The organism is Bradyrhizobium sp. SK17 (assembly GCF_002831585.1).
GTDB lineage: Bacteria > Pseudomonadota > Alphaproteobacteria > Rhizobiales > Xanthobacteraceae > Bradyrhizobium.
Window position 1 is genome coordinate 1791211 of sequence record NZ_CP025113.1, and the last position, 21274, is coordinate 1812484.

Sequence of the window (21274 nt, forward strand, 5' to 3'; positions counted from 1 at the left end):
CACTTTATGAGAGGTGCGCTCTATTCGGTCAGGGACTATTTCAGGGAAGGCGGTGACGGAGACAAGATTCCGGACACCTTCCAGGCGACGGTCGATTCTCACTCCCGCGGGTTGAACAATTACAGCACGCAGTTCTGGCGCCAGCAGCCTTGAACTCTTTCGCCGATCAGGATGGCGGAAGGTGAAAGATGGCGGCGCTTACGCGCCGCCGAACTTCCAGACCGGGATGCCGAGCTTGCGGGCCTTGTCAGCGAGATTGTCCTGAATGCCCGTGCCCGGGAAGTGCATGACGCCAATCGGCAAGACGTCGAGCATCTGGTCGTTGCGCTTGAATGGCGCGGCCTTGGCGTGCTTCGTCCAGTCGGGCTTGAAGGCAATCTGCGGCACGTTGCGATGATCGGCCCAACGTGCGGCGATGCGTTCGGCGCCCTTTGGGCTGCCGCCGTGCAACAGCACCATGTCCGGGTGCTTGGCGTGAACCTGATCGAGCTTGGCCCAGATGAGCCGATGATCGTTGAAGTCGAGGCCGCCGGTGAGCGCGATCTTCGAGCCAGCCGGGAGAAGGACTTCGTTCTTGGCGCGCTTCCTGGCGGCGAGGAAGTCACGGCTGTCGATCATCGCCGAGGTCAGATTGCGATGGTTGACCATCGATCCGCTGCGTGGCCGCCACGATGAGTTGGTGTGGCGTTCGAAATGCTGGGCGGCCTGGTCGCGCATCAACTCGAAGGCGTCACGGCGTTCGATCAGCGTCTGGCCCTCGGCGGTAAGCCGCTCCAGCTCGACGGACTTCACCTCGGAGCCGTCCTGTTCCCGCTGGCTCCGCCGCTGAGCCTGCTCGTTGTCGTCGAGCTCGCGCTCGATCCGGCCGGTCGCGCGATGGAAGAGGTTGACGGTCGACCAGAGCAGATCGTCGAGATCGGGCTCGAGGCGGGTGTCCTGCAAGGTGACGATCAGCGCATCGAAGATGTCGGCGATGGCGCCGGCGACGGCGTTCCCCTCGGGCAGCGGCCTCGGGTCGAGTTCGTCCTGGAAGGGACGGAAGCCGTAAAGCTGAAGTTCGGTGAGAACGTGGTCGGTGGGAGATGAAGCGTGATGGGGCTCGAAGTCGTCGCGATCACTCGTCATGGGATGCTCCTTCGTCGGTCTGACCGCGACCCTCGCGGCCTTCTGGCGACGAAAGCCGTCGGGCGGGCCGGACCTGCACCCAGAGCGAAGCGCAGGGCCGAAGCGTCAGCGGAGGATGGCGAAGCCCGGTTGTTTTGCTTCGCGATGCAAAGGCCCGGAGGGCCGGCGGAAAAGAACCGGGCGCAGCCATTGCCGGGCCGGACCGTTTGACGGCCGATCGCCCTCTCGAAGGCCGGGTCGCGGTCTTTCCGGCGAGATGGGAAGCAGCCAGAGCGATAGCGCTGACGCTGCCGCCGCTCTGGTCTCATCCCTCCGGAACTACACCGCCTCTGTCGCGATGAAGCGTGCGACATCTTCCGGGGCGAGCTGGACGCGGACGTTGGCCCGAAGTGCAGAGATGCCGATCAGCCTGAGATCCTCATTGAGGTCGCCGAGCATTGGCGACAGTGCAATCGCCTCGATCCCGACAGCGTTTGCGCGTGCGACCAAGCTATCTCGCGCGATGTCGCCGGCCGTGTCGTCGTCACGCACGATGTAGAGTCGGCGGAGTGTTGCCGGGAACAGGACGGCTCCGAGGTGCGCGGCCGATAGAGCGGCGACCATCGGCATACGGGGCGCGACCATTCGCAGCGACAGAATGGTTTCGATGCCTTCGCCGGCCGCCATTACGTCATGCGCCACGCCGAACCGGACGGCGTGGCCGAGGAGGTCGCCCATAGCCCGCCTGGGCGTATCAACCGGCGCCTTGCCGCCGCCGTCGGGTGCAAGCCAGGTGCGGTGCGCTCCGGTGATCCGGCCGCCAAGGTCGGTGACGGATGCAATTATCGCCGGCCAGCTCTCGGTCGGACTGTGCTCGCCCGGCCTGTAATAGCATCGGGGATGGAAGCGCAGCGATCCGGTTCCGTGCAAAGCCGTGATGCCGCGTTGGCGCAAGTACGTTTCCACGACCGTGCCCGGTATCGGTTGCGACATGGCGAAGAGCCGGCGTGCCGCCTCCGGCGATCCGGTCGGCGCTGGCGCCTGTCGCGGACTTGATTGCCGCTCGGGATGCGGAAGGCTAAGGAAGGTTCGCGCCTCATCGGCGACATCGTTGAAGTCGACCAGACCGCGCGTCTCGCGGATGACATCGAGCAAATCGCCGTGTTCGCCAGTAGCGGCGTCGGTCCATTTGCCTGCGGCGCCCTTGCCGGACTCGGCGCCCTTTAGGCGGACGAACATGGACCGCCCCGGCGTGTTGCGAGCATCGCCTACCAGCCAGTAGTGTCCCTCGCGGCGGCCGTTGGAAAGATAATGACGGCAGACTGCCTCAGCCTGCATGGCCATACGGCGCGCCAGATCGGATGCGTTGTCCGACATCGTATCCTCCGAGACGAAAAGGGCCCGCCATCGCTGGCGGGCCCCTGGCAGTGCGGTTGGCTCCTTCGTTATTCGGCCGCGGTCGCGTGGGCTTCGAGCGCGACCGAGTCATCCTCGGCCACTTCCTCATCTTCCACCACGGCCGTTTCGCCGCCGTCCGCCGCCATTTCTACGCCCGCCGTATCGGCGTCTGCTTCCGCGGCGTCGATGGCGTCGGTCTCAACGGCGTTCGGCACGTCGCGACCGGGCGTGCGCAACGGTTCCGGAAGCCATCCGGACTCCGCCAACAGCGTCTGGGCCTGCTCGGCCATCTCGGCCTTCTTCAGGTGCTCGATGCGGTCGCCCGCGCGCGCACCTTTCGCCTCCCGCACGGCCGCCAGGATGCGGGCCTTGGTCACCCGGCCGAAATAGGTGCCGATCGTCGGCGTCCAGCCGGCTACGACCATGTCGAGATCGACGGCCTGGGCGATCCGGTCGGCGTGGGCCAGCGCGCGAGGCTTGCGATTGTACGCCTCATAGATCGCGTTGACCGACAGCGAGACGCAATGCGCGAAGAGCGCCTGACGGCTGTCACCGTCGAACGCCATAAGCCCGTCCCAGAGGTCAGCGGGTTCCTTGGGCAGAGCAGAAAGCCAAGCCTGATGCCGCGCGTCGAAAGCGACAGCGAGCGTGCTGTCCGCGAGGCCCGGCGCCTGAGCGCTGAAACCGGTGCTCTTCAGATCGAGCTCAAGACAGGTGTCCTGCGCATAGCGGTAGAACACCTTGAGGCACAGGGCGTGAAGCGCGGCGACGAAGGCGATGTCAGGATTCTCGCCCAGCGCGTGGCGAAGCGCGAGGGTCCGATGGGACGTCAGCTCGGTCATCAGCCTATCGGGGATCGGCTTGATACCACCGTCTTCCTCGGGCTCATCCGCCGGAGGCTCCGTGCCTGCGACGACGCTCGCACCGTCATGCCCGGTTCGCACCGCGATCGTCGGCTCGTTGGCCGGATCGGTCTCGGCGTCGTTCTCCGGTGCGATCGGACGTTCGTCCTCGGGGCGGACATAGCCGCGCTCGATGCGCAGGACGCCCGAACCGTCGATGCTGACGAAGGCGCCAGCTCGCGCGACCTCCTCGGGATCGAAGGCCTGGGGGCGATCATCGAAGGCGGCAAGCGCCGTCTCGATCTCGCCGAGCCGGCGATCGACCTCGTCGGGCAGCTCCTCGGCTTCGGCGTAGGTCTCCTCCAGGCCGTCCATCTCGGCCTGCAGCGCATCGCGCGTCGCCTGCTCATCGTCGGTGAGCGGAATCTGCTCGCCGCGCAATTGCCGCAGCCCATAGGTGTGGCCGTAGGCAAAGTCGGGCGCGACATCGATCCACTTCCAGCCCTCGGCGCGGATCGCCTCGGACTGCTCGCGCAGTTTCTCCGCCACCAGCATGTCGAGGAGACCGACATCCTGCAGCCAGCCACCATCGTCGCCCTGGAACAGATCGCGCAGAATCACGCCGCCCGCCTCGGTGTAGGTGTCGAGGCCGATGAACTGCGCGCGCTTGTCCGACGCCCGCACGGCGCCCTCGGTGAGCATTCGGCGGATGATATGCGGCTCCTTGGAGTAGGACTGGCTCAGCCGCTGGAACACTTGCTCCTGGCGCTCATGATCGCCGTTGACGGCGAACGCCATAAGCTGGTCCAGCGTCATGCCGTCGTCGGCATAGATGTCGAGCAGCTTGGGCGAGACGGATGCGAGGCGGAGGCGCTGCTTGACGACCGACACGGCGACGAAGAAGGCCGCGGCGATGTCCTCCTCGGATTGACCCTTCTCACGCAGCGCCAGAAAGGCCCGGAACTGATCGAGCGGATGTAGCGGCGCGCGCTGGACGTTCTCGGCGAGACTGTCTTCCTCGGGAATGCCGTCCTCGCGCACGACGCAGGGCACGGGCGCGGTCTTGGCCAAGCGCTTCTGCTTGACCAGAAGTTCAAGCGCGCGGAAGCGCCGGCCGCCAGCCGGAACCTCGAACATGCCGGTCTCGGCGCCTTCGGTATCGCGAACCGGCCGCACGGTGATGCTCTGCAGGAGCGTGCGCCGGGCGATGTCCTCGGCCAGCTCGTCGATCGAGACGCCGGCTTTGATCCGGCGGACATTGGACTGGCTCAGCACCAGCTTGTTGAACGGGATGTCCCGCGATGAGGACAGTATGATCTTCTGAACTCGGGTCATGGTCATTCTCCATGACGGGCGGCCGTGAGACTCTCTCTCGACCTCAACCCGTCACGAAGCGAGCGCAGCCCTCTTCCTCTAGGAGGCTGGGGCTGCGCGGAAGCGCAAAGGCGTGGAGCCGTGGATCCGGCTCCACGCCTCCCGGTATTACCGGACGCTGGAAAGGAGTTTCGCGGCTTTGCCCTCCAGCTCCAGCCGCGCATCCTGATGTGGCTTGGCACGGGCGAGCGCCGTGATCCCCTGCACGAAATCGAAGATCGATTCCGGCGGCCGCCCTTCCTCCTCCAGCACCGTGGCGATGATCTTCTCGGTCTCGGGACGCGAGAAGCCGCGCCTGCGCAAGAAGCTCTCGCGATCGTCATCCTTGCGGGCGACGATCTGCTCGCGAGCCGCTCTGATCCCCGCCAGAAACGGCGCGGGCGACGACGTGGCGAAACGTTCCAGCGCCGGCGCCGCCTGATGCGCGAAGCGGTGGCTGGCGAATTTGCTGTGCCTGATCGAGATCTCCTCGAAGCCCTCGGCGCCCCAGATGTTGCGATTCATGCAGACGGCGCGAAGATAGAAGGACGCCATGCCGAGCGTCTTGGAGCCCACTTCGCTGTTCCAGCAATAGAAGCCTCGGAAGTAGAGATCGGGATCGCCGTTCGGGAGGCGGCCGGCTTCGATCGGATGGGCGTCATCGACAAGGAAGAGGAAGACATCGCGATCGGACGCATAGAGGGTGGTCGTATCCTTGGTCACCTCGACGAACGGGTTGTGCGTCATGGTCGACCAATCGAGCAGTCCCGGCACCTTCCAGCGCGTATCGCCTGTTCCCTCGCCGGCGATCTTCATGACCGCGGCGACCAGCTCATGGTCCCAGATACGGCCATAGTCCGGACCGGTGACGGCGCGCAGTTCGATCCGCCCGTCGTCCGCTTCCAGTGTCTTCACCAGCTCGGCCCGGTGCGCGAGCAGCCCGTGCTGCATGTTGATGCCGGCAAGCAGCGCAGGGAGTTGCCGCATATAGCCGGCGGGCGCGCCGACCAGGCTGCACATCTGACCGAATGACCAGTGTGTCGGAGCGATGGGTTCTTCGCGACCGGGCACGATCAGGGCCAGGCGTTCGGCGTTATCACGACTCGCCTCGACACGAAGGCTCCGGGTCTCGATGGTGCGGGCGGTGGCGCGGTCGGCGCGCGCGCGAACGGCGGCATAGAGGGCGCTGAGCGACAGATAGCGCTCGTCGTCGGGCCGCGAAAACCATTCGGACGACACGCGCCCGATCCGTTCGCCTCGTGAGATGTCGACTTTATAGCCGGCTGAAACCGGCGGCGCGCCGAAGGCGTCGTCATCGGCGATGGTGCTTATCTGGGTCATGGCGGAATCTCCAAGACGGGCCGGCCGGGAGCCTCTCTCTCGACCCTCAACCCGTCACGGCGACAGCCGCAGTCCTCTCCCTCTATTGGCCGCGCAGTCGACGCGCTCGGGCGCGAAGGGCTCGATGAGCGGGGCCAGCCGTTCGCGCAAAGTTTCCCTACTCCAGAACATCGCGTTCGTCTTGGTCATGGCGTATCCTCATCCCCCGGGATGTTCAGCGCGGAGTCGTGAGTCTCTACCCGCTTGGACACCTTGTTGTTGCTCTTCTAAGCGCATGGCCGATCGCTGCGATTAGCGCGCGACCCGGCGGAGATCGGCGGTAGGTGTGAACATTGTCGGGCACGGGATCGATCTGGTGGACATCGTCGAGATTCGGCGTTGGATCGACGATCCGCGCGATCCGTTGATTCCGCGCTGCTTCACGGAGGAGGAGATCGATGAAATCGGCGACGGCCCCGACAGGGTCGAGCGCCTGGCCGGCCGGTTCGCTGCGAAGGAGGCTGTTCTGAAAGCGCTGGGTACAGGGTTCGGAGCGGGCGTCGCTTTCTCCGACGTGATCATCCATCGCGTGGCGGGTGCGCCGCCGCAGGTCCGGCTCACGGGTGGTGCCGCAAAGGTCGCCATTGCACTTGGCATCGTCGAATGGCGGCTGAGCATCAGCCATGCTGGCGCAATGGCCATGGCGAGCGCCATCGCGATCGGCGGCGCGCCTCACGGCGACGGATCCGATCGCGCCTGATCAGCTTCAGCCGGGCCGGTATAATCGATGCGGCGCTGGTCGAGATCGACCGCGATCCGGCCGCCGCGCGCGGCGAGAACCGCGCGCCATACCTTGAAGCCCTGCAAGATCGCCTGCTCCCACTCGCCCGTCGTGCACTGCTTGACCTCCAGATGCGAGGTCATGTCCTTGATCGTGCGCAAGAGCTGGAAGTCGAGCACGCTAACGCCCTCGAGCATATGATGGCGCCGGGCATAATCGAAGGCGAGCGCGGCCACACCCTCTTCGATCACTGCGGCGCGCCCGCCATCCTCGACCTCGTCGAGCAGCGGGCGGCTCTTGCGCTTGCGGCGGAGCAGCGCGCGCGTGATCGGCGACCAGCCCAGCACGGCGGCATATGCGAAATGGAAGACGTCGTGGAAGCGGTAGCCATCCGGATCATAGGCGTTATCAGTCAGCTCCCCGCCGAACGGCTTGCCGTTGATCGACACGCGAACCCGCTGGCGATCTTCGCCTTCGACATCAACCAGTTCGACCTCGAACCGGCGCGGAAGGCGCTCGCCTTCGGGCAGGGTCGCATCGAAGCACAGCGGCTCGGTGCGCTCCGTCGCCCAGCGCGCCTTCACCTTCGCAAGGTTCGAAACCGCTATCTCGTCGAGAGTCAGGTCGAACTTGCTGGCGACGTTCGCGATGTACCAGAGCAGATCGCCCAGCTCTTCGGACACGCGCTCCTTGAAGAGCCGGTGCGCTTCGCCGTCGCGCAGATGTTTCTTGTATTCGCTCAGGAGCTGGCCGGTTTCGCCGGCGAGACCTAGCATGGGAACGATGAGGGAAAGGACATCATCCGAGCCCTGGCGCGCCGGGACGCGATCAGTGCGCAGAGCCTCCTTCTGATAGCGGTCGAAATCCATCATCGTCTCCTTCGGCGCTTCATCCAGCGGCGGCCCTGGCCGCGTCGACTGCGCCAAGCGGCGTGTCGGCGCCGGCGCGTATCTTCTCGTTCAACTTCCATTTGGGAGGATAGAAGAGCTCGATCGGAGTCAGAGTTGGCTCGAACTTCTGCTTGATCCGCGTGCGGCCGGTTCGCCCCGCGACCTGCGGGTGCGCGACGCGCGCATATTTGTCGACTTCGCAGAACAAATTCTGGCAGTCGATCAATTGGAGCCGCCGCCCCAAAGCGATTGAAAATCTAGCCCAAGTCGCTCGAACTCCTGCTCCTGGAGATCTGCCATGAGCCGGATCAGTTCGGGCTCGTTGAGTCCTCCGGGATCGGCGAAGCATTTGCGCAGCCCGTCTCGCGCGCCGGGACCTGGCACGACGAAGTCCATCTCGCTGAAATCGGTGATTTCGCTGTAGTTGATGTCGGTGATGAACTGATAGGCGAGGAAATCGCCGATGGTCGGATAAGCGCGAAGCTTCTCGAAGCCCTCCTGCATGGTGCGAGTTTGCGCCAACCGTTCTGGAAGCCGATCCTCCATCATGCGTTCAAGCAACAACAGATGGTTCTGATGCTTGGCGGGCCTGCCGAACGCGCTGCTTCCCGGCGGCATGATGTAGGCGGCCGAATAGATGCGGCGACCGTCACGCATCGCCCGTGCGAGCACCTCATCGTAGCGCGAGAAGTGGTAATCCTCGAACGTGATCGGTCCGAACGATCGTTCCAGCAGATCCCAGGTCTCGATCTTGTTGAACAGCTTGAACAGCAGAATGCGAAAGAAGACTTCTCGGGGCGAATTCGGTAAATCGGCGCGATAGATGACGCGCCGAATCATATACTGGCTCGCCCGATCCGAAGCCCGATAGGCGTTGGTGAACTTGTAAGTCGTGAGCACCGCGTTGCCGGTCCAAGGACGCTCCTCGCCGCGTGCTCGTCGGAAGAAGACGTCCTGTCGTTCGGCGGCGAAGCGCCAATAGCTCTCATAGACCTCCGAGACCTTGGCGGGCGCGAGATGGCGCAGAATGATCGGCGCCGGCGCGGCTGTGGCAGATGCCTCGTTCGCCCTCGGCACGACGGGTAGGTCGAGCGGTAGCGTGGCGGCTGTGGGATCGATGCGCTGTTTTGGCGGGCGGCCGCGCGGGCGTTTGGCGGCAGGCTTTGGGAGCTTCTTCCTCAAGACTCTGCCCCGATGGCCATGACCGGAACTGCGGGCCGTGCCGGCGCCGCGACAGAGCCAGACACCAGTGCTTCGGCGGCGACGACGAGCGGCGCGAAATCGGGATCGCTCTTAGTAATGCGCTCCAGCTTGGCGACACCTACCATGACATTCAGCCGCGCCAGCGGTATATCCATTTCATGGGCCATGAAGGCGCCAAGCTGGGCGAGGCCGAGATAGTTGCCATAGGCTTTGTCGAAAACTTGCTGGGTCGCATAGAAGGCGTTCACGACCAAGCCGGCGGTGGTCGGCTCGAAGCTGACCTGTTGCAGGCAAGGAAAGCCGAGCTGCGCGCTCGCGACATGATCGCGGCCCGGGTCGAACGTCGTCGCCTGCAACATCGAGCGGCGCACGCCCGCTCGCGAACCATACTGTGACAATATCCACTCCAACTGATTTCCGTCGCACGGCCCGCGGCCGTACATAACCATGCGTTCGAAATATAGGCCGCGGCCATTGGCTTTCTTATTCATCGCCTGCCAGCGCGGGAATGTCGCACGATAGAGTGTAAAAAGGCGGGTGCGGTCGCCACGCGACATCTCCCAAAGGCGCTGAGGAAAGATGGTGAAGGCGACATCCTCGACCTTGAGACGTCCCTTGCGTTTGAGGAGCTGATCGACGGCTTGGCGCACGGCCGGATCTTCAGGCACTACACCATTGCCGTCGAATCCGGTCACGCTCAACACCAGCGGCGAGACCTCGGTGCCGGCGCCGTCGAGAACCCTGAGCAGGAGGCGCGACCAAGCACGCGACAGGTTGTCGTCGTTGATCATGACGGGCTCCGGCGCGGCCGATGTTTTCGACTTACTCATCCGGGTCGTCCTCCAGATGGCGGTATTGGGCGAGCCCGACATAGGCCTCGGGTGCGATACGAACGAACACCGCCCAAGCGCCGCTGTTGGCGCTTGCCTGAACGATTCCAGGCCGCACCGCGCGGAACAGACGACCGCTCGCTAGCTCGCACTCGTAGGCGAGGCTAGCGCCGGTCGTCTCCGTTCCCGGCGGAAGCAGCAACAGCATCTTCACCTCAGCGTCGAGGGTCGATCCCGCTCGATGGCGGTCGGCGATGATCAGGGGTTCGGGTGTCAGGGCACCGAGGATGTCGGCGCGTAGGGCCTTTGGCGTCACGCGCTGCAGGGCGGCGGCGCGCGCCCGCGATATCATGTTCACACCGGCCGAGAGGTGGGTGAGGAGCGTGCGGTAGCCGACGCCGAAGTCGCAGGCGATCATGAACATTTGCGCCGCCGTCGCGGTCTCAGGTTTCCAGCCGCGTGTGGCGAATGCGCGGCGCAGACCCATGGTCGGCATCAGGGTGAAGCCCGCAAACGTATCTGCGAGGAATTCCTTGGGATCTTCCCAGGGGTTCTCCTTAGCACCTTCGCGCAACTCATCGATCGACGAGCCGTGGCCGAAGACGTGATGGCCAAGCTCGTGCGCGCAATTATAGGCGCGCCGAGGCAGCGGGCGGCGAGCCGAGAGGTGGATGCGCGGCGGCGCGGCGCGTTGGTACATCCCCTCCATGTTGATGTTATTGAAACGCACCGTGACGCCGAGCGTCTCGGAAAGCCCATAGATGCAGATCGGGCCATGCTGATCGAGCTTGGCTTTCGCTCGGGTGGCAATGGCCGTGTGCATAGCTTGGGTCGCAAGCGCGCGACGATTGAAGCTGGGCTTGTTGGTGCGCATCAGGTCCATCACCGATCGCCTCCCTCGGCGTTCGGGGTGGAATCGCTGCGCATGGCTGCGAGGAGCTTCAGCAGGCGGTCGAGGTCGTCCGGCTTGAGCTTGGTGAGTTCACGGGCGGCGAGTTCGAGTCGGGGATCCTGAGCATCGAGGGTATCCGGTGCCTCGCCGAGCAGCCAGGCGACGCCCACATCATAGATTTCGGCAAGGCGCGCGAGTTCGTCGGCCGAGACCCGGCGGTTGCCGGCCTCTATCTCCGAGACCGACGGCCGGTGTAAGCCGAGTATCTTGGCCACCTGGCCCTGCGAGAGCCCCGCGAGTTTGCGCGCCTCCTTAAGGCGTTCGGCGATCAGGGCGCGCTTGGCGGCTTCGGCGTCATTCATGCGGCGGCCGCTTCTTTCTCGGTCTGCCTCTTCAGCAGTTCGCACACGAAGGCGGCTGTTTCGTCGATAGAGCGCGGCAACTTGGTCGTCTCGTCGACGAAGATGTTCACGTCGTTCGGGATCGACGCGCCGATCTCGGTCGACAGGATAGTCGTGGCGACAGGCCAGACTTTGCTGTCGAACCTCGGGATATTTTCGACCGGCTTGGTCGCGCCCGTCAGCGGCGGGCATTCGAGGCCGCTATCAGCCTGAATCTGGCCGAGGACGGCGATCAATTTCTCTTTGAGCTTGGCGGCATCCATGCGGGTTGCTCCTTCATCCGACATATGGTAAGATAATCTTACATGGCCTTCTCGTCAAGGCCTCTTTCGTCAAGGGGGCGGGTATGCCGCTGACTTCATGTTCATCGAACGCTTGATCCTGACCAATTTCCGCTGCTTCGGTCCCGAACCCGGATCGATCGACCTGGCGTCCGGCTTGACCGCGTTTGTGGGGGTAAATGGTGCCGGCAAGACAGCGGTCATGCAGGCACTGCAACGCCTGTTCGGGGTGACCGGCGACCAACGCCGCCTGCGGCGTCAGGACTTCCATGTGCCGGTCGCCGAAGCCGCACCGGCGCGACAGCGGGCCTTCGTGATCGAAGCGATCCTCGCCTTCCCCGAGCTCGATGCGGAAGGCGGCGACAACGCCGCCGTGCCAGAGTTCTTCCACCAGATGGCCGCGGACGACGCTGGCAGGCTGAAATGTCGCCTACGCCTACAGGCGACTTGGACTGAAGACGGCTCCCTTGACGGCGCCATCGAACAGAAATTCTGGGCGATCCGAACATTCGGCGATTTCACCGAGACCGACTGCATCGAGTTGAAAGCGATCGACCGCGCCCGCGTTCAGATGATCTACGTTCCTGCGGCGCGCGACGGCGCTTCGCAGGTGACGGCGTTCCTGCGCGGGCGGCTTTGGCGCGCCATCGACTGGTCGCAGGAAGTGAGGGACGTTTTCGCCGAAGCCGGCGCCACCTTGAACGGGGCGTTCGGCGGAGAGGCAGCCGTCGATCTGGTGGCCGCGGCGGTCAAGCGGCGCTGGCAGGAAGTGCATAGCGCGGGCACCGATACGACTCCTGTCTTTCGACCGCTCGATCTGCGGTTTCAGGAATTCATCCGCAAGGTTGAGGTCGTCTTTCACCCCGACGAAGCTGGTCGCGAGCGCAGTCTCGACGATCTCAGCGATGGGCAGCGTTCGCTTTTCCATCTCGCCATGACCGCCGCCATTCTTGATGTCGAAGCGCGAATCGCTGCGGACCCGGCTGGAATCGGCTTCCAGGCGGACGGTGTCTCGCTGCCTGCCCTGACTCTGATCGCAGTCGAGGAGCCAGAGAACAATCTCGCGCCGTTTTATCTGTCGCGGATCATCCGGCAGATCGAAGACCTGACACGCGGGAGGCGCGCACAAGCGGTGGTCTCCAGCCACTCGCCAAGCATTCTCGCGCGCATCGACCCGACACAAGTCCGGCATTTTCGCCTCGATCCGGCCGACCGCACGGCGAAGGTTCGTCCGATCCGGCTGCCCGAAGGTCAGGAAGCGGCATCGAAATTTGTGCGCGAGGCAGTGCGAACCTATCCAGAACTATATTTCGCGCGCTTCGCGGTTTTGGGAGAAGGCGCTTCGGAGGAAGTCGTGTTGCCGCGGTTGGCAGACGCGCTCGGCTTCGCGATCGATCGCTCGTTCGTGGCCGTCGTTCCGCTCGGCGGCCGGCATGTGAACCATCTCTGGCGCCTCCTAACGGACCTCGACATTCCCTACGCGACGCTGCTGGACCTCGACTGGGGTCGGGCCGGGGGCGGCTGGGGTCGCGTCAAGACGGCGTGCACGCAATTGCTAGAAAATGGCGTCACGCCGCGTGCGTTGTTCGGTGAACACCTTCAAGCTGATGGCCCGGCCGCGAACCTCGCCGCGTTCGATCGCCTCGCTGCCGATGACTCCAACAATCTTGATGCTTGGGCAAAGTGGCTGCGCCAGTTTGGCGTGTTCTTCTGCGCGCCGCTCGATCTGGACTATTCGATGCTGCGCGCCTTCCCCGCCGCGTATCAGGTGGCGGAGCCCAATCGGCAGGGACCCTCGAACCGCGGCGATCCACGGACGGCGGTACTCGGCGACGACGGATTACCAGCGCTATATCCAGCTGATCAGGATGGGCTGCTACGTTGGTATCGCTACCTCTTCCTCGGCCGCGGCAAGCCGAGCACGCACGTCCGGGTGTTGAGTGGCATGGCGGCCGCGGATCTCGCGGCCGGCGCGCCGGAGGAGCTGCGCGCGCTGCTCACCGCGATCGTCGCACGGCTTGAGCCGCCGGCGCCGGTGGAAGCCTGACCATGCCGCGCGTTCGGCCGGACGACTGGCGACCGCGAGGGATAGAGGACCTCGAACCCCAGGCTTGGCGAGCGCTCCGTCAGGCCGGCTGCACCTGTGTCGTCGCCGGGCCTGGCGCCGGCAAGACGGAGTTCTTGGCGCAGCGTGCGGTTTATCTGCTCGAGACAGGCGCTTGTCCGCCGCCCTATCGGGTACTCGCCATTTCGTTCAAGACCGATGCGGCCGACAATCTCGCAGCGCGCGTGCGGCAACGGTGTCCGCCCGAGTTGGCGGGCCGCTTCGTCTCGCTCACCTTTGACGCCTTCACCAAGGGCTTGGTCGACCGCTTCACCACCGCCATCCCGCCCGATTGGCGCCCAGGTCGGCCCTACGATATCGCGTTCCCGACACGGCGACAGGTTGAAGGATTCCTCGACCAGACGCGCCTCGGCGCCCCGCCGCAATGGCAGTCCGCGATTGCGGGCTTCGGGGTCGGAGATTTCGAGTCGCGACATGTGGGTGGTCACCGCCTGCCGGTAATTCGCGCCGAGCCGGCGTCTGGCGAGGAATATGCTGTCGATCGTTGGTGGCACGGCCAAATTCGAGGGCGGGCGCGGGCGTCACTTACCTTCGTCAGCCTCAATCGCCTCGCCGAACTGTTGTTGAGGGCGAACCCGCAGATTCGCCACGCGTTGCGGGCGACGTATCCCTTCGTCTTCGTCGACGAATTCCAGGACACGACTTACGCGCAGTACGATTTCCTCCTCTCTGCTTTCGCCGACGGCCGGACGACCGTAACCGCAGTGGGAGACGATAAGCAGCGGATTATGGCGTGGGCTGGTGCGCGGCTGGACGCGTTTCAGCGGTTTGAGGCGGATTTTGGTGCCGTCCGGATTCCCTTGGCCTTCAACTTTCGGTCGTCGCCGGGCCTCGTGCGGATTCAGCATGTGGTCGCCCGCGCATTGGACGCGAACGCGATCGCAGGCGTGGCGCAGGCTGCTCAGCTCGTGGATGGCGATGTCGCTCAGGTCTGGAACAGTCAAACGCGAGATGGCGAAGCTGAATATCTCACCCGATGGCTCGCCGAGGACATGGCGCGTCGCGGTCGGTCGCCGCGCGACTACGCCTTACTTGTTCGACAGAAGTCGGACGACTACGAAGCGGAGCTCTCTGCGCCACTTGCCCAGGCGGGCTTGCGGCTACGAAATGAGAGTCATGCGCTCGGCCGCACCACGCTGCAGGATTTGTTGGCTGACGAGCTCGCTCGCATCGCGATCGCGCTACTGCGCCTAGGAGCGCTCCGGCGCGCGCCCGACGCGTGGCGGCTGGCGTCGAACGCGCTCCAAAGCCTGCGTGCGGTCGATCCCGACGATGAGCTGGCTTGCCATAGGGTCGAAGCGGAACTCACCGTGTTTCTGGGGGATCTTCGAGCAGAAATGGCGCGCGCCGCGCCAACAGTGGAGAACAGCCAGACCATTACTGGTCGTCTCTTTGGATTTCTCGATCTGGGTGCGGTCGCTCGAACCTTTCTTGAGTATGGAACGGGTGAGTTGCTGGCCATCATGGTCGAAGCGTTTGGGCTGCACCTGGCGGCGTCCGTTGCTGGAGCTGCGAGCTGGTCAGCATGCCTCGACTCATTCGAAGGCGTCGCACAGATTCCGTTGATGACGGTACACAAGAGCAAGGGCCTGGAGTACGACACGGTCATCTTCGTCGGCTTGGACGATCAAGCTTGGTGGAGCCACACGCCCGGGAATCCCGAGGGTCTAGCGACGTTCTTTGTGGCGTTGTCCCGAGCTAAGCAGAGGGCGATCTTCGCGTTCTGCCAGGGACGGGGCCAGCGCAGGCGGGTAGCGGACCTCTTTCAACTGCTGACCGACGCCGGCGTCCCGGAGATCGCCATATGAGCGTCGCAAGCAATCTTGCGCTTCGGATCGCCGGGGCGCTCAAGGACCGCTGCACCCACCAGGTCATGCCGAGCGTCGCGCTTGAAGCCGGCCTGATCATGGCGGCGGAGGCAGAGGGCATGAGCAAGCGTGATAGGGCGCTTGCTGCCCTCGACGGTAAGTCCCCTCGTGAGCTGGGTGAAGTCGCTCGCCGGCTGGGCGCGCACTGGGGTGACTATGCGCTCGAAGAGGCCGGCTCCGCGGTCCTTGAAGAGGGAGAGCCCCCGATCAGCGAGATCACCCGAAGGGACGCGGCCAAGTGCTTTGGCGACGATCTCTCTGGCGAGCAGAATGTCCTTGAACTCGTGCGCAGGTTCTTTCCCATCGACACCTTGAGCGCAGACTTCTTCGCCGGGCGGTCGTTGGCGAGCGATATCGAGCGACACATGATTTCGAACTTCGGCGATTGGACCGTCGAATACCTCTTCGAGAGGATTGGCGCGTTCTCGTGCTCGCGCGATCGGTTCTCACGCGTGATAGAAGCGGCACTGCACCCTCTCGGCCGCCGCGGTCCAGCTCAAGCGACCTTGGCCGAGCACCTGAACGAGGTTTTTCGGCGCGATGGCTACATCCTCACCGTCGCGGGCGAGGAGTCCGGTTATCCGGTCTATTGGTTGAGATCAGCGACACGGGGTGTCACCGGCGCCCCGAAAAATCTCATCTTCGCGTCCAATGGGCCTAAGCCGGAGATCGGCTTCAGCGACGCCATCAACAACGACATAGTCATTCTCTCGAATGAGGAGAGTTGTCTGATCTTTGACCGTCCGATCCGGCGGGACGGCCTCCTGTGGTCCGAGTTGGTCGATTGGTGGGGCGCACAGGAGGGCGGGGTCTCGGGGGACTCTGCACGCGCGCTCGGCCTGCGCCTCCACGTCTCGCTTGCCTCGGACGCGGAGCGCAATCTGTTCGAAGCGTACTTCCGCGTCTACAAGCCGCGCCTTGGGTCAGCGCTGCCAGCGCTCATCCCGCAGGTCTACCTGCACTATGATCCAGCCGTCGTGAAGAACCTACGTCACCGCGCCGCGCTGCCGCGGCAGCGAATGGATTTCTTGATGCTCTTGCCGAACTATCAACGGGTCGTCATCGAGGTCGATGGCGCACACCATTTCAGTCGTGACGGGAAGCCCTCGCTGGCCGTCTATGCTGACATGGTTTCCGCTGACCGGGATCTGCGCTTGAACGGCTACGAGATTTACCGCTTCGGCGCGAACGAACTGGTTGGTGATGGCGCGCCAGATGTCATCGCGCGGTTTTTTGAACGACTCCTCAAGTTCCACAAAGTGCTCAGTTGACGCGAAGGTGAATCGGCGACCGGTCGGCGCCCTGCTCTTGTAGACTGGGGAGCACAGGCGCGGGTTGGCCCGCCGTTCCCCTGTCGTTGTACGCCACAGCACGATGCCTCGTCGTTGCACTTGCAGCGGGTGCAGCACATCGTTCCATGATGACGCATGGCCGAGAAGCGACGTATGCGCCGGGTCCTGCCTGAATGGTCCGGCGATCCTGAAGACCTGTATGACTATGCGTATCCGCCGGCGCCGCGCGCGGGGCGGTCGCCCCTGCATTTGGAGGGGGCGATCACGGTGACGGACGACTGGCCCGAGATCGTGCCGATCACGGACGCCGAGTTGAGGGTCATGGAAGGCCATTTCGGCGAAGAGCTGGACGAGCTTTTCGGGCCGCGAGCCTGATGGGCGGCAGAAATAGGAACTTGATTTGTTCGTCCATATGACGTACATTGTTGGGGAAACGTAGACCATGTCGGGAGTGACCCCAATGCCGCGCAAGCAGCCCAAGATCGAACGGGAAACGCCTAACCGCGTCGAGCGCCTCGGATTCCGGCTGGATGAAGAGACGAAGGACCTTATCGAGCGGGCCGCGCATCTGTCACGGCGCAAGGTCAGCGACTTTTGCGTGACCGCGCTCACTGACACCGCGCGCCGGACGATCGCCGAGCATGAAACGCTAGTGCTGTCCGATCGCGACCGCGCGGCATTCTTCGACGCGCTGGTCAATCCGCGTGAGCCGAGCGAGCGGCTGGTCCGCGCCCTGGCAGAGCATAAGCGCCGGGTCGCTTCCTAAGCATGACGGCGTCTCGGCCAGATTTGAAGATCGAGGCGCTCGCGTCGCATCACGATCGGGACAGCTTTACCTGCGGCGTCGACAGCCTCGACAGGTATCTCCGGACGCAGGCGAGCCAGGATGTGCGGCGCAAGGCAAACGGGGTCTTCATTCTGGTCGAGCCGGACAGGCCGGAGGTTGTGCTGGGCTACTATACGCTATGCGCGACGGGCGTGGCGCAGGGCAACGTGCCCGCCGCTGCCCGCAAGCACATCCCGCGCTATCCGCTGGTCAGCGCCACGCTGGTCGGACGGCTGGCGGTCTCGGAAGCGCGGCAGGGCGAGCGCCTTGGCGCGATGCTTCTCGCCGACGCGGTGCAGCGCGCGTATGCGAGCGCCGCCACGGTCGGTTCCTCGATGCTGGTGGTGGACGCCATCAGCGAGCGCGCCGCCGCCTTCTATGAGGGAAATGGTTTCGTGCGCCTCCCGGATTCGCTTCGGTTGGTGCTGTCGATGCACGCGATCCAGCGACTGGTGGAACCATGACCGACGCAGCACCTGCATCGCCTGACGCCACGCCTGGGACTGCGCTTGCCAAGGCGGCCCTCTACTTGCGCGTCTCGACCGGAAGGCAGGCGGAGAGCGATCTGTCGATTCCCGATCAGCGGCGGCAGATCACCGCCTATTGCGTAGCCAAAGGCTGGGACGTCGCGGCCGAGTTCGTTGAGCCGGGCAACACCGCCACCGACGATCGCCGGCCAGCGTTCCAGGCGATGATTGACGCCGCGTTGGTGAAGCCGCCGACCTTCACCGTCATCATCGTCCACTCCTTCTCGCGCTTCTTCCGCGATCAGTTCCAGTTTGAGTTCTACGTTCGCAAACTGGCCAAGAACGGCGTGCGGTTGATCTCGATCACGCAGGACCTCGGCGACGATCCGATGAGCGTGATGATGCGTCAGATCATGACGCTGTTCGACGAATACCAGTCGAAGGAGAACGCCAAGCACACGTTGCGCGCCATGAAGGAGAATGCACGTCAGGGCTATTGGAACGGCGCTTTGCCGCCGATCGGCTACCGCATCGTCGCCGCCGAGCAACGCGGTGCGAAGATCAAAAAGAAGCTGGAGGTCGATCCGATCCACGCCGACACAGTGCGCTTGATCTACAGGCTGGCGCTCAATGGTGACGGCGACAGAGGCCCGATGGGGATCAAGTCGATCACCACCTATCTCAACGAGCGTAACATCCGTACCCGCGACGGCGGGCGGTGGGGCATCGCCTCGGTGCATCAGATACTCACGCGGACCACCTATATCGGCGAACATCGGTTCAACACGCGCGACCACAAGACGCGCACGGCAAAACCCGAGGCCGAGCATGCGGTCATGGACGTTCCGCCGATCGTCACCGAAGTGGAATTCGAGGCAGTCCAGGCGGCGCTGAAGGCGCGCAGTCCGAAATGGATGCCGCCACGCGCGGTGAGTGGTCCGACTTTGCTGACCGGGATTTGCTTCTGCGCATCCTGTGGCGGTGCGATGACGCTACGGACTGGCAAGGGCAGCGCCGGCGGCATGTATCGCTACTACACCTGCTCGACGAAGGCGCGGCAGGGCGAGCGTGGCTGTCGCGGTCTGACAGTGCCTATGGACAAACTCGATCGTGCTGTCGTCGATCACCTGGAGTGGCGCCTGCTCGATCCGGTGCGTTTGGAGACGATGATGGATCAGTTACTTGAGCGACGAGAGGAATGGAATGAACGGCGTCGCGGGCACATCGCGGAGCTACGCAAGCGCGCCGCGGAAGCGGAAGCGAAGTTGAAGCGCCTTTACGAAGCGATCGAGAACGGCGTGGTCGATGTAGCCGACCCATCGCTGAAGGATCGCATCGCAGAACTAACCGCCGTGCGCGACCAGGCGCAGGCCGACGCGGAGCGCGCAACTTCCGCTGTGGAGCGGCTCGGGCCTGCTATCACGTCGGACAGTTTGCGCCGGTTTGCGCTCGCTGCCCGACGCAAGCTGCGGAACGAAGATGGAACCTATCGGCGGGACCATTTGCGGGCGCTCGCGCAACGCGTCGAGGTCGTCGATCCGAGCGAAATCCGTATCCTCGGCACGAAAACCGAACTGCTACGGACACTTGTCGCCGCCGCCGGCGTAGAATCGGCGGCTGGTGGCGTTCGCAGTTTTATACCGAAGTGGCGCGCCCGACACGATTCGAACGCGTGACATTTGCCTTCGGAGGGCAGACGCTGCTCAAGCCCCACCGTACCACGTAACCGTACGTCGCGCTGTCCTACGAAGCTATGCTTGATGCCACAGGACGACGCGGAAGAGCTTTATCAGTGGCGGAACACCGATATACCGGCGTAGGTCAAGCCGTGGGTTTTGGTCCGGAAAACTCGAAAATGTGTTATCTTTCAATGGGGATTGACTGACACTCTCTCCGCCATCCGGTCAAAAAACACTTCTTCCCGGCATTGCCGGCACGGCCCAGCCGAGCGTTACGAGCGGCGGTGTCGAAGCGGTGCAAGGCCCAGTTCGCGGCGTGGCACGATGGCCGGCTCTTTCGAGCCGGGCACAGCCCTCCGCATTCCCTGAGGTTCGCTCATCACTGCGCCGGTTCGCGCAGCAAGTTGCGAACCGCATGTCTGCGCCAGAAGCCGGAATACGGTTCGAGCATTGGTCATGCGGCTGCGACGTCGTGGGGCGCGCGTGTCCAGCTCGAGCAATTCCCTTGGCAGGCCATTCAGCGATTCCGCGAAATCCTGCACCGGTCGATCCGGATTTGACTCGGAGGGGGCGTGGCATAAGATTGAACCAACAGCGCCTTGTCGCGCGGTGCCCATCTGCTGTGATTTTCGCGAGGCGTCGGCCCGCGCGATGGGAAGTCGAAACAGGGGGAGTTGTTGGGCGCGCAAGGCCAGGGAGCGTGGCATACCGCAGCCTTTGCCGAGGATTTCCGCGAGGATGTCTTTGCAGAGCAGCGGAAGCTGCGTGCACGGCTTCTCGATCATGGTGCGATTCGCCTTGCCCCTGCACGCGATCTGGCCGCCCACATGCTTCTCCATCTTGATGACCTGCCGGGTTGCTGGTCGATTGCGACCAATTGGCTGCGGGCCGAACTGCGATGCCAGCGCGTCGACACCGGTTTCGGGATGCGTCAGGCAAGGGACTATTTCCCGGGTTTTGCGGAAGCAAAGGACGCAGACTACGACGTGCCCTCGTTCGGCGGCAAAGCCGTCGACAATCGGGATGCGGCGATGCAGGCAATGTGGCTGGATCCCCACCCGGTGATCTTTGCCGATATCAAGCAGGACAGCCGAATCACGATGCGGCTGCGCCAGAGACTTTCGGGGGCACGGACGAAGTCAAAGTTCGCCTGGGCGCTTCGCAGCGGACAGGGCAGCTACGGTCTGATCTGCGCCGACTGGACCGAGCATTTTGCCCCTTGGGAATCCGGCCTGTATGATTGTTTCGAGCAGACGGTGGTCGATGTCCTCAACCCGATCGTTGCGGTTGCCAAGGAGATTGCCGATCGGGACCCGACGCGTCGGAATGGAGCGACACGGGGTCGCGATCCATTGACCCTGTCCATAGGCCTTTCCGCGACGGCCTGGCTGGCCACCCTTACGGCTTCGGAAATCGAGGTTGCCAGGCTGGTCGCGAAAGGCCTGAGCTACAAGGAAATCGCCAGGATTCGCCGCAGATCGTTTTCCACGATCGATCATCAACTCAGGAGCATCCGACAGAAGACCGGAGCTTCGAGCACCTCCGCCTTGGTCAGCCTGCTTGCACGGACCGACTTTCCGCAGGCCTGAGGAGCCGCCGGAGTAGCGCCGGCGAAAGTCGGATTCACGCCGGCGGACGCGGAATTCGCCGCTTGACGAAAACAGTATTCGAAGATGTCGGGCCGATGAAGCCGTGCCTCATCGATCCTGATCTGTATCGCGA

At 64.0% G+C, this 21274-nt stretch carries 20 protein-coding genes, 1 tRNA gene and 1 pseudogene; 10 read left to right on the plus strand and 12 right to left on the minus strand.

The annotated features are described in order from the left end of the window. The first annotated feature begins 6 nt into the window (after nt 1-6). On the plus strand, nt 7-153 hold the full coding sequence (locus CWS35_RS40030) for a hypothetical protein (protein ID WP_245438912.1): 147 nt from the start codon (nt 7-9) through the stop codon (nt 151-153). A gap of 45 nt (nt 154-198) precedes the next feature. On the opposite strand, the gene CWS35_RS08450 is transcribed toward CWS35_RS40030, so the two are convergent. From CWS35_RS08450 to CWS35_RS40375, 5 genes are all read right to left on the minus strand, one after another. Further along, a complete protein-coding gene (locus tag CWS35_RS08450; protein ID WP_046193799.1) occupies nt 199-1125 on the minus strand; it encodes a DUF2493 domain-containing protein in 927 nt (308 codons plus the stop codon). 318 nt (nt 1126-1443) lie between these two features. Continuing rightward, complete coding sequence (locus CWS35_RS08455) at nt 1444-2481, minus strand: toprim domain-containing protein (RefSeq protein WP_046193798.1); 1038 nt, start codon at nt 2479-2481, stop codon at nt 1444-1446. Between the two features lie 68 nt (nt 2482-2549). Continuing rightward, a complete protein-coding gene (locus CWS35_RS08460; RefSeq protein ID WP_046193876.1) occupies nt 2550-4679 on the minus strand; it encodes a ParB/RepB/Spo0J family partition protein in 2130 nt (709 codons plus the stop codon). A 147-nt stretch (nt 4680-4826) separates the two neighbouring features. Next, the gene (locus CWS35_RS08465) at nt 4827-6038 is read right to left on the minus strand and encodes a hypothetical protein (RefSeq protein WP_046193797.1); all 1212 of its coding nucleotides are present in this window, start codon (nt 6036-6038) and stop codon (nt 4827-4829) included. Between the two features lie 54 nt (nt 6039-6092). Then, nucleotides 6093-6227: a hypothetical protein gene (locus CWS35_RS40375; RefSeq protein ID WP_256387936.1), complete on the minus strand. Its 135-nt coding sequence runs from the start codon at nt 6225-6227 to the stop codon at nt 6093-6095. A gap of 136 nt (nt 6228-6363) precedes the next feature. Between CWS35_RS40375 and acpS the strand changes: the two genes are divergently transcribed. Next, complete coding sequence (acpS, locus tag CWS35_RS08470; RefSeq protein ID WP_046193796.1) at nt 6364-6777, plus strand: holo-ACP synthase; 414 nt, start codon at nt 6364-6366, stop codon at nt 6775-6777. Here the strand turns inward: acpS and CWS35_RS08475 are convergent. From CWS35_RS08475 to CWS35_RS08500, 6 genes and pseudogenes are all read right to left on the minus strand, one after another. After that, entirely contained in the window at nt 6750-7667 is a 918-nt protein-coding gene (locus tag CWS35_RS08475; RefSeq protein ID WP_046193875.1) for a nucleoside triphosphate pyrophosphohydrolase family protein, read from the minus strand. The genes acpS and CWS35_RS08475 overlap by 28 nt on opposite strands. 19 nt (nt 7668-7686) lie before the next feature. Beyond that, nucleotides 7687-8765, minus strand: a pseudogene (locus CWS35_RS08480) (nucleotide kinase domain-containing protein). A 101-nt stretch (nt 8766-8866) separates the two neighbouring features. Next, on the minus strand, nt 8867-9682 hold the full coding sequence (locus CWS35_RS08485) for a thymidylate synthase (RefSeq protein WP_200894500.1): 816 nt from the start codon (nt 9680-9682) through the stop codon (nt 8867-8869). Between the two features lie 31 nt (nt 9683-9713). After that, complete coding sequence (locus CWS35_RS08490) at nt 9714-10604, minus strand: ImmA/IrrE family metallo-endopeptidase (protein WP_235399105.1); 891 nt, start codon at nt 10602-10604, stop codon at nt 9714-9716. Continuing rightward, nucleotides 10604-10975: a helix-turn-helix domain-containing protein gene (locus CWS35_RS08495; RefSeq protein ID WP_046193794.1), complete on the minus strand. Its 372-nt coding sequence runs from the start codon at nt 10973-10975 to the stop codon at nt 10604-10606. Before CWS35_RS08495 ends, CWS35_RS08490 begins: the two co-directional genes overlap by 1 nt. Continuing rightward, entirely contained in the window at nt 10972-11277 is a 306-nt protein-coding gene (locus CWS35_RS08500; RefSeq protein ID WP_046193793.1) for a hypothetical protein, read from the minus strand. The genes CWS35_RS08495 and CWS35_RS08500 overlap by 4 nt, the downstream gene beginning before the upstream one ends. A gap of 97 nt (nt 11278-11374) precedes the next feature. Here CWS35_RS08500 and CWS35_RS08505 point away from each other — a divergent pair, with 97 nt between their 5' ends. The 7 genes from CWS35_RS08505 to CWS35_RS08535 all read left to right on the plus strand — a co-directional run bounded on the left by CWS35_RS08505 (nt 11375) and on the right by CWS35_RS08535 (nt 19549). Continuing rightward, complete coding sequence (locus CWS35_RS08505) at nt 11375-13342, plus strand: ATP-dependent endonuclease (RefSeq protein WP_046193792.1); 1968 nt, start codon at nt 11375-11377, stop codon at nt 13340-13342. 2 nt (nt 13343-13344) lie between these two features. Beyond that, nucleotides 13345-15228, plus strand: a complete 1884-nt coding sequence (locus CWS35_RS08510) for a UvrD-helicase domain-containing protein (RefSeq protein ID WP_046193791.1) — start codon at nt 13345-13347, stop codon at nt 15226-15228. Continuing rightward, nucleotides 15225-16559, plus strand: a complete 1335-nt coding sequence (locus CWS35_RS08515; RefSeq protein WP_046193790.1) for a hypothetical protein — start codon at nt 15225-15227, stop codon at nt 16557-16559. Before CWS35_RS08510 ends, CWS35_RS08515 begins: the two co-directional genes overlap by 4 nt. Nucleotides 16560-16715: 156 nt before the next feature. Further along, nucleotides 16716-16955 (plus strand): hypothetical protein, encoded by a 240-nt coding sequence (locus CWS35_RS08520; protein WP_052730340.1) that lies wholly within the window; start codon nt 16716-16718, stop codon nt 16953-16955. 85 nt (nt 16956-17040) lie between these two features. Next, on the plus strand, nt 17041-17346 hold the full coding sequence (locus tag CWS35_RS08525; protein WP_046193789.1) for a DUF1778 domain-containing protein: 306 nt from the start codon (nt 17041-17043) through the stop codon (nt 17344-17346). A gap of 23 nt (nt 17347-17369) precedes the next feature. Then, nucleotides 17370-17870 (plus strand): GNAT family N-acetyltransferase, encoded by a 501-nt coding sequence (locus tag CWS35_RS08530; RefSeq protein WP_235399100.1) that lies wholly within the window; start codon nt 17370-17372, stop codon nt 17868-17870. Next, entirely contained in the window at nt 17867-19549 is a 1683-nt protein-coding gene (locus tag CWS35_RS08535; protein WP_100951632.1) for a recombinase family protein, read from the plus strand. The genes CWS35_RS08530 and CWS35_RS08535 overlap by 4 nt, the downstream gene beginning before the upstream one ends. On the opposite strand, the gene CWS35_RS38875 is transcribed toward CWS35_RS08535, so the two are convergent. Then, nucleotides 19520-19610 (minus strand) — tRNA-Arg (locus CWS35_RS38875). The genes CWS35_RS08535 and CWS35_RS38875 overlap by 30 nt on opposite strands. Before the next feature lie 619 nt (nt 19611-20229). Between CWS35_RS38875 and CWS35_RS08540 the strand changes: the two genes are divergently transcribed. Further along, nucleotides 20230-21141 (plus strand): helix-turn-helix domain-containing protein, encoded by a 912-nt coding sequence (locus tag CWS35_RS08540; RefSeq protein ID WP_100951633.1) that lies wholly within the window; start codon nt 20230-20232, stop codon nt 21139-21141. The last annotated feature ends 133 nt before the right edge of the window (nt 21142-21274 follow it).

Bases quoted from the DNA above. Each gene is read 5' to 3' on its own strand.
- CWS35_RS40030 (WP_245438912.1), top strand. From the start codon at position 7: ATGAGAGGTGCGCTCTATTCGGTCAGGGACTATTTCAGGGAAGGCGGT.
- CWS35_RS08450 (WP_046193799.1), bottom strand. From the start codon at position 1,125: ATGACGAGTGATCGCGACGACTTCGAGCCCCATCACGCTTCATCTCCC.
- CWS35_RS08455 (WP_046193798.1), bottom strand. From the start codon at position 2,481: ATGTCGGACAACGCATCCGATCTGGCGCGCCGTATGGCCATGCAGGCT.
- CWS35_RS08460 (WP_046193876.1), bottom strand. From the start codon at position 4,679: ATGACCCGAGTTCAGAAGATCATACTGTCCTCATCGCGGGACATCCCG.
- CWS35_RS08465 (WP_046193797.1), bottom strand. From the start codon at position 6,038: ATGACCCAGATAAGCACCATCGCCGATGACGACGCCTTCGGCGCGCCG.
- CWS35_RS40375 (WP_256387936.1), bottom strand. From the start codon at position 6,227: ATGACCAAGACGAACGCGATGTTCTGGAGTAGGGAAACTTTGCGCGAA.
- CWS35_RS08475 (WP_046193875.1), bottom strand. From the start codon at position 7,667: ATGGATTTCGACCGCTATCAGAAGGAGGCTCTGCGCACTGATCGCGTC.
- CWS35_RS08485 (WP_200894500.1), bottom strand. From the start codon at position 9,682: ATGATCAACGACGACAACCTGTCGCGTGCTTGGTCGCGCCTCCTGCTC.
- CWS35_RS08490 (WP_235399105.1), bottom strand. From the start codon at position 10,604: ATGGACCTGATGCGCACCAACAAGCCCAGCTTCAATCGTCGCGCGCTT.
- CWS35_RS08495 (WP_046193794.1), bottom strand. From the start codon at position 10,975: ATGAATGACGCCGAAGCCGCCAAGCGCGCCCTGATCGCCGAACGCCTT.
- CWS35_RS08500 (WP_046193793.1), bottom strand. From the start codon at position 11,277: ATGGATGCCGCCAAGCTCAAAGAGAAATTGATCGCCGTCCTCGGCCAG.
- CWS35_RS08505 (WP_046193792.1), top strand. From the start codon at position 11,375: ATGTTCATCGAACGCTTGATCCTGACCAATTTCCGCTGCTTCGGTCCC.
- CWS35_RS08510 (WP_046193791.1), top strand. From the start codon at position 13,345: ATGCCGCGCGTTCGGCCGGACGACTGGCGACCGCGAGGGATAGAGGAC.
- CWS35_RS08515 (WP_046193790.1), top strand. From the start codon at position 15,225: ATGAGCGTCGCAAGCAATCTTGCGCTTCGGATCGCCGGGGCGCTCAAG.
- CWS35_RS08520 (WP_052730340.1), top strand. From the start codon at position 16,716: ATGGCCGAGAAGCGACGTATGCGCCGGGTCCTGCCTGAATGGTCCGGC.
- CWS35_RS08525 (WP_046193789.1), top strand. From the start codon at position 17,041: ATGCCGCGCAAGCAGCCCAAGATCGAACGGGAAACGCCTAACCGCGTC.
- CWS35_RS08535 (WP_100951632.1), top strand. From the start codon at position 17,867: ATGACCGACGCAGCACCTGCATCGCCTGACGCCACGCCTGGGACTGCG.